The organism is Streptomyces sp. McG3 (assembly GCF_018619185.1).
In the GTDB taxonomy this organism is placed as follows: Bacteria; Actinomycetota; Actinomycetes; order Streptomycetales; family Streptomycetaceae; genus Streptomyces.
Genome location: NZ_JAAXYC010000366.1, coordinates 1 through 7,185, shown reverse-complemented (window position 1 = coordinate 7,185; position 7,185 = coordinate 1). Strand labels below are relative to the sequence as shown.

1 protein-coding gene is annotated in these 7,185 nt (G+C 72.7%); it reads left to right on the top strand.

Translation table 11 applies throughout. The annotated features are described in order from the left end of the window. A partial coding sequence (locus HET64_RS34340) for a type I polyketide synthase (protein ID WP_215111164.1) occupies positions 1–7,185 on the top strand: 7,185 nt, incomplete at both ends.

Here is a 7,185-nt window from a genome sequence, read left to right as displayed (position 1 = left end):
CCCCCGTACCCGCCGGCCCGGACACCACCGGCACTCCCTTCGACGCCGAGGGCACCGTCCTCGTCACCGGCGGCACCGGCACCCTCGGCAGCCTCCTCGCCCGGCACCTCGTCACCGCACACGGGGTGCGCCACCTGCTGCTCCTCAGCCGCGGCGGCCCCGACGCCCCCGGCGCAGCCGAACTGGCCGGCGACCTCACGGCCCGCGGCGCCAGGGTGCGTATCGTCGCCTGCGACGCAGCCGACCGCGAGACCCTCGCCGCGGCCCTCGCCGACATCGATCCCGCGCACCCGCTGACCGCCGTCGTCCACACCGCCGGTGCGCTCGCCGACACCGTCGTCACCTCCCTCACCGACGACCACGTCGACCAGGTGCTCCGCCCCAAGTCCGACGCCGCCCGGCACCTCCACGACCTCACCGCGCACCTCGGCCTCTCCGCCTTCGTGCTCTTCTCCTCCGCCGCCGGCGTCCTCGGCACCGCAGGCCAGGCCAACTACGCGGCCGCCAACGCCTACCTCGACGCACTCGCCGTCCGGCGCCGGCAGGAGGGCCTGCCCGCCGTCTCGCTGGCCTGGGGCTACTGGGAGCAGGCCAGCGGCCTCACCGGCCACCTGGACCGCGGCGACGTGCTGCGCCTCGCCAGGACCGGCGTGGCACCCATGACCACCGCCCAGGGCCTCGCCCTCTTCGACGCCGCCCTGCACGCCCCGCACGCGGCGGTCGTCCCGCTCGTACTGGACCGTGCCGCCCTGCGCGACGCCGCCCGCAGCGAAACGCTGTCGCCGCTCCTGCGCGCGTACGCGCCCCGGCCTCGGCGCCGCACCACCGCCGCTGCCGCCCGGGGGACCTCCGCCGTCAGCGACCTCGCGCGCCGGCTCGTCGGGCTGACACCCGAGCAGCGGGAGCACACCCTGACGGAACTGGTGCGCGCCCAGGCCGGCGCGGTGCTCGGCCACGACTCGGCGGCCGCCGTCGACGCCGGACAGCCCTTCCGCGCCCTCGGCTTCGACTCACTCGCCGCCGTCGAACTGCGCAACCGCCTCAACACGGCGACCGGCCTCCGCCTCCCGGCCACCACCGTCTTCGACCACCCGACACCGGACCGTCTCGCCACCCACATCGGCACCCTGCTCGACGGCGGTGCGGAGCCGCGCACGGAGCCGAGTGCCGCGCGCGCCTCCGCCGTCGACGAGCCGATCGCCATCGTCGGCATGGCCTGCCGCCTTCCCGGCGGTGTGGGCTCCCCGGAGGAGCTGTGGCAACTCGTCGCCGACGGCGTCGACGCGGTGTCCCCGTTCCCCACGGACCGCGGCTGGGACATGGACGCCCTGCTCGGAGCCACCGACGGGACCGGCGGCACCTCGTACGTCCGCGAAGGCGGATTCCTCTACGACGCAGCTGACTTCGACGCGGGGTTCTTCGGGATCTCGCCGCGTGAGGCGCTGGCGATGGATCCGCAGCAGCGGCTGCTGCTGGAGACGTCCTGGGAGGCGCTGGAGCGGGCCGGGATCGACCCCACCTCGCTCAACGGCACCCGCACCGGCGTCTTCACCGGCGTCATGTACCACGACTACGCCAGTCGCCTCGACCGCGTGCCGGACGAGGTCGGCGGCTACCTCGCCACCGGCACCTCCGGCAGTGTCGCCTCGGGCCGGGTCGCGTACACCCTGGGTCTCGAAGGTCCGGCCGTGACCGTCGACACCGCGTGCTCGTCGTCGCTGGTCGCCCTGCACCTCGCGGCGCAGGCGCTCCGTCAGGGCGAGTGCACCATGGCCCTCGCCGGCGGCGTCACCGTCCTCTCCAGCCCCAGTGTCTTCTCCGAGTTCAGCCGACAGCAGGGCCTCGCCACCGACGGGCGCTGCAAGTCGTTCGCCGATGCCGCCGACGGCACCGGCTGGGCCGAGGGCGTCGGCGTCCTTCTCGTGGAGCGCCTCTCCGACGCCCGCCGCAACGGTCACCGCGTGCTGGCGGTGGTGCGGGGTTCGGCGGTGAACCAGGACGGTGCGTCCAACGGGCTCACCGCCCCCAACGGCCCCGCCCAGCAGCGAGTCATCCGCCAGGCCCTGGAGAGCGCCCGTCTGTCCCCGACCGATGTGGATGCAGTGGAGGCGCACGGTACGGGGACGAGGTTGGGTGATCCGATCGAGGCGCAGGCGTTGTTGGCGACGTATGGGCAGGGGCGTGAGGGGGGTGAGGCGCTGCTGTTGGGTTCGTTGAAGTCGAACATCGGTCATGCGCAGGCGGCTGCGGGTGTGGCTGGTGTGATCAAGATGGTGATGGCGATGCGGCATGGTGTGTTGCCGCGGACGTTGCATGTGGACGATCCGTCCTCGCATGTTGATTGGTCCGCGGGGGACGTGTCGTTGTTGACGGAGTCGCGGGAGTGGCCGGAGACGGGTCGTCCGCGCCGCGCCGGCGTCTCCTCCTTCGGCGTCAGCGGCACCAACGCCCACGTCATCCTCGAAGCCGTCGAGCACACGGACGCCCCCGCGCAGTCCAAGCCCGCCGTGGGCGGGGGAGCGACCCCGTGGGTCCTGTCGGCCGCCTCGGACGACGCCCTGCGCGCCACCGCCGAGAGGCTGCGCGCCCACCTGCGCTCCGTGACCGACGCCGATCAGGACCTGCTCTCCGTCGCCGGCGCCCTGTTGCGTTCGCGGGCGCGGCTGGAGCATCGCGCGGTGGTCGTGGGCCATGACCGTGAGGAACTCCTCGCGGGCCTGTACGCGGTCGCGGCGGGTGAGCCGGGTGTGGTGTCGGGTGTCGCGGGTGCGGTTGCGCGGCCGGTGTTCGTGTTCCCGGGTCAGGGTGCGCAGTGGTCGCGGATGGGGCTGGAGCTCGCGGATGCCTTCCCGGTGTTCGACCGGGCGTTGGGTGAGTGTGCGGATGCGCTTGCGCCGTTCGTGGAGTGGGATCTGCGGGTGGAGTTGGCCGGGGATCTGGCTCGGGTCGATGTGGTGCAGCCTGCTTCGTGGGCGGTGATGGTGTCGCTGGCCCGGTTGTGGGAGTCGTTCGGTGTGGTGCCGGCCGCGGTGGTGGGGCATTCGCAGGGGGAGATCGCTGCGGCTGTGGTGGCGGGTGCGTTGTCGTTGGAGGATGCTGCCCGGATCGTCGCGGAGCGCAGCCGGGTGATCGGTGAACGGTTGGCGGGCCGGGGCGGTATGGCGTCGATCGCGTTGCCTGCCGCGACGGTACGGGAGCGGGTTGAGGGGTTCGGTGACCGTCTGGCGGTCGCCGCCGTCAACGGGCCCTCCTCCACGGTGGTTTCCGGTGAGCCCTCCGCGCTCGACGAACTGCTGACGGTCCTGGAGGGTGAGGAGGTACGCGTTCGGCGTATCGCGGTGGACTACGCCTCGCACTCCTCCCACGTCGAGTCGATCCGCGAGGAACTCCTCGACGTCCTGGCCTCGATCGCGCCGCGTTCGGCGTCGGTGCCGTTCTATTCCACGGTCACCGGCGGCCTGCTGGATACCGAGGTTCTGGATGCCGCTTACTGGGTGCGGAATCTGCGGCAGACGGTCGAGTTCGAGGCGACGACGAAGGCGTTGATGGCCGACGGGCTCACCGCCTTCGTCGAGTGCAGTGCGCATCCCGTTCTCGCCGTGGGTGTGGAGGAGTCCGCGTCCACCGTGGTCGGGTCCCTGCGTCGGGACGACGGAGGCGCTGAGCGGTTCGTGACGTCGCTGGCGCAGGCCTTCGTCCACGGACTGCCCGTTGATTTCGGTCCGTTGACTCCTAGCTCCGCGTCGGTGGACCTGCCGACGTATCCGTTCCAGCGCAGTCGTTTCTGGCTGGAGGCGGGTGAGCTGCCGGCGTCGGCGGGTGGGTCGCGGGACGAGGTGGAGGAGCGGTTCTGGGAGGCCGTCGAGCGCGAGGACCTGGAGTCGCTGGCGGTTTCGCTGGATCTCGACGGTGAGGATCTGCGGCCTCTGCTTCCGGCTCTGGCGTCCTGGCGGCGGGCCGGCCGTCAGGAGTCCGTGATCGACTCCTGGCGCTACAAGACCGCCTGGCGGCCCGTTTCCGGCACTTCCGTGCCCGTGTTGTCCGGAACCTGGATCGTCGTGGTGCCCGACTCCGCCGGCGATGACGACACGACCGCCTCCCTCGTCCGCATGCTCGGTGGGCGGGGCGCCGACGTCGTCACCCTGACCGTCACGGAGGACGACGCGGACCGGACTCGGCTCGCCGCGCGCATCCGGGAGGCGCTGACCGGGCGTCACGACCTGCGGGGCGTGCTGTCGCTGTGGGCGCTCGACGAGACGCCCACGGAGACGCAGCCGTTGGTGTCGGCGGGCCTCGCGGGCACCGTCTCCCTCGTGCAGGCACTGCGCGACCTCGACATGGCCGCCCCGCTCTGGTGCCTCACCCGGGGTGCCGTCGCCACCGGCCCCTCCGAGACGCTGACCAGCGCCGTACAGGCGCAGGTGTGGGGTGTCGGACGGGTCGCGGCTCTCGAACAGTCCGGCGTCTGGGGCGGCCTGGTGGACCTCCCCGACACCGCCGACGAGCGCGCGCTGCGCAGGCTCTGCGGCATCCTCGCGGAGCCGGCCGGGGAGGACCAGCTCGCCGTCCGCGCCACCGGAGTCCTCGCCCGGCGCATGGTGCGCGCCTCTCTCGTCCGCACAGCTCCGCCCCGCCGCTGGCGGCCCGACGGCACGGTGCTCATCACGGGCGGACTCGGTGCCCTCGGCGCCCACGTGGCACGGTGGCTCGCCCGCGAGGGCGCCCCGCATCTCGTCCTCACCAGCCGGCGCGGCGGCGATGCCCCAGGGGCCGCTGACCTGGCGCGGGAGCTCACCGCCCTCGGCGCGCGGGTCACCGTAGCGGCCTGCGACATCGCCGACCGCGACGCCGTCGAAGCACTCGTCACCGGTCTCGCGGACCAAGGCGACCCCGTGCGCGCCGTCATGCACGCCGCCGTACAGGCGGAACTCGCTCCGATCGCCGACGCGACCCCCGACCACTTCGCCGCGCTCCTGGGGGCCAAGGTCGCCGGCGCCGAACATCTCGACTCCCTGCTCGGCGAGGACGTGGACGCCTTCGTGCTCTTCTCGTCCATCGCCGGCTTCTGGGGCAGCGGCGACCACGCGGCCTACGCCGCGGCCAACGCCCACCTGGACGCTCTCGCCGAACGCCGCCGCGCACGAGGCCTCGCTGCCACGTCGATCGCCTGGGGGATCTGGGACGCGTACAACGACTGGGACTCCCTCAGCGCCACCGAGCGCCGTACGATCACCGACCGCGCCGTACAGCAGGGCCTTCCGCTGCTCGACCCGGAGGCCGCGTGCACCGGACTGCGGCAGGCGCTCGACCACGACGAGACGTTCGTCGCGATCGCCGACATCGCCTGGGAGCCCTTCGCCACCCTCTTCACCTCGGTCCGTCCGAGCGCCCTGATACGGGAGATCCCCGAGGCGACCGCATCGGATGCCGTCGCACCCGGCGGCGCCACCGGCCACGACGCCGCGACGCTGCTCCGCAGGCTCGAAGGGCTGCCCCGCGAGGAGCGGGAACGTGAACTCGTCAACCTGGTATGTTCCCAGGCCGCAGCCGTCCTGGGCCATGCCACGACCGACCAGGTGGGTCTGGACCGGGCCTTCCGTGACCTGGGCTTCGACTCGCTCACCGCCGTCGACCTCCGTAACCGCCTCAAGGCCGCCACCGGGGAGCGGCTGCCCGCGACCGTCGTCTTCGACCACCCGACCCCCGCCGAGTTGGCCGCCCACCTCCACGACCGCTGCTTCCCGGACGCCGACGGCCGGCCGGAGCAGGGCGCCCCGGCCGTGACGGCTGTCGCCGCGCTCCACGACGAGCCGGTCGCGATCGTCGGCATGGCGTGCCGGCTGCCCGGCGGTGTCACCACCCCGGAGGAGCTGTGGCAGCTGCTCCGGGACGGCGGAGACGCGATCACCGGCTTCCCTGAGAATCGTGGCTGGGACCTGGACGGCCTCTACGACCCCGACCCCGCCACCCCCGGAAAGACCTACGCCCGCGACGGTGGTTTCCTCCACGACGCAGCCGACTTCGACGCGGGGTTCTTCGGGATCTCGCCGCGTGAGGCGCTGGCGATGGATCCGCAGCAGCGGCTGCTGCTGGAGACGTCCTGGGAAGCGATCGAGCACGCCGGAATCGACCCCACGATCCTCAAGGGCACCCGCACCGGCACCTTCATCGGCGCCAACCCGTCGGACTACCGGGCGGCCATGGGACAGGCGCCCGTTGGCTACGAGGGCCACCTCGTCACCGGAGGCCACAACAGCGTCGTCTCCGGCCGGATCGCCTACACCTTCGGCCTCGAAGGCCCGGCCGTCACCGTCGACACCGCGTGCTCGTCGTCACTGACCGCGCTGCACCTCGCCGCGCAGGCAGTGAAGCAGGGCGAGTGCGACATGGCCCTCGCCGGCGGAGTGGCCATCATGTCCACCCCCGAGGGCTTCATCGGCTTCAGCCGCCAGCGGGGCCTCTCGCACGATGGCCGCTGCCGCACCTTCTCCAGCGACGCCGAGGGCATCGGCCTCTCCGAGGGCGTCGGAGTGATCCTCCTGGAACGCCTGTCGGACGCCCGCCGCAACGGGCACCCGGTACTCGCCGTCATCCGTGGCTCAGCCACCAACCAGGACGGTGCGTCCAACGGCCTGAGCGCCCCCAACGGGCCGTCCCAGCAGCGGGTCATCCGCCAGGCCCTCGCCAACGCCGGCCTGACCACCGGTGACGTGGACGCCGTCGAGGCGCACGGCACCGGTACCACGCTGGGTGACCCGATCGAGGCGCAGGCGTTGCTGGCCACCTATGGTCAGGGCCGCGCGGACGGGGACCCGCTGTACCTGGGTTCGCTGAAGTCCAACATCGGGCACCCGCAGGCTGCCGCAGGCATCGCGGGTGTGGTCAAGACCGTGCTCGCCCTCCAGCACGGCGTCCTGCCGCGGACGTTGCATGTGGAGGAGCCGTCGCCGGAGGTGGATTGGGCTTCGGGTGCGGTGGAGTTGTTGGTGAGTGAGCGTGGGTGGCCGGAGACGGGTCGTCCGCGTCGGGCGGCGGTGTCCGGGTTCGGTATCAGTGGGACGAATGCGCATGTGGTGTTGGAGCAGGCGCCGGTGTCGTCGGATCTGGCGGAGCCGGGGCCGGTGTCCGGGGTCGAGCCGCCCGAGTCCGCTGGTGCTGTGGTGCCGTGGGTGGTGTCGGCGCGTT